At 29.1% G+C, this 1069-nt stretch carries 1 protein-coding gene; it reads left to right on the top strand.

Translation table 11 applies throughout. From position 1 onward, the window contains the following. Positions 1 to 26: 26 nt before the first annotated feature. Positions 27 to 1069: RNA-guided endonuclease TnpB family protein (locus ACO409_RS11035; protein WP_485557219.1), on the top strand; the 1043-nt coding region annotated here is incomplete at its 3' end.

The raw sequence follows: 1069 nt of genomic DNA, 5'->3' as shown, positions 1-1069 counted from the left end.
TCAAAATCAAAAGGAGGTGTAATTTTATGAAATATAATTTAGCATTCAAATACAGGATTTATCCAAATAAGGAGCAGGAATTATTGATAAATAAGACTTTTGGATGTGTTCGTTTTGTTTACAATACGATTTTGTATGCTGCGAATAAATTTTATGAAGAAACTGGAAAAAATAAAATAATTACACCTGCCAGTTTGAAGAGTGAAAATAAATTTCTAAAAGAAGTAGACAGTTTGGCACTTTCAAATGCTCAATTGAATGTAAAACGATCGTTTACGAATTTCTTTCAGAAGAGAGCGAAGTTTCCGAGGTTCAAATCTAAAAAGACTAGTGTTAAAAGTTATACGACAAATTGTGTGAATAATTCGATACGAATAGAGGAAAACAAATATTTGGTTTTGCCAAAATTGAAAAGAGTAAAATTGAAATATCATAGAGAAATACCGAAGGATTATAGAATAAAGTCGGTAACATTGACAAACAGTAATGGAAATTACTATGTTTCTGTTTTGACAGAATTTGAAAAAGAAATTCAAAAAAATCCAAGTAATGATAAAGTGATTGGACTTGATTTTTCAATGTCTGAATTATTTGTCAGTTCTGAAAACCAAAGAGCTGATTATCCAAAATATTTTAGGATGTTGGAAGAAGAATTGAAAAAATTACAGAAATCATTATCGAGAAAAGTGAAATTTTCTAAAAATTGGTATAAGCAAAAAGCGAAAATATCAAAATTGCATGAGTATATCAAAAATTGCCGAAGAGATTTTTTGCATAAATTATCGAAAAAATTGTCTGAAGATTATAATGCTGTGGTTGTTGAGAATTTGAATATGAAAGGGATGAGCCAGGCATTAAATTTTGGCAAAAGTGTAGGAGATAATGGGTGGGGAATGTTTTTGAGAATGCTTGAGTATAAACTGATATTTTTAGGAAAGCAATTTTTGAAGATAGATAAGTGGTTTCCATCGTTGAAAACTTGTAGTAAATGTGGAAATGTTAAAGAGAAACTGGAATTATCAGAAAGAAGTTATAAATGTGAGTGCTGTGGAATTGAAATTGATAGAGA

Source organism: Leptotrichia sp. (genome assembly GCF_057270615.1).
This window is presented reverse-complemented; position numbering and strand designations above follow the sequence as displayed.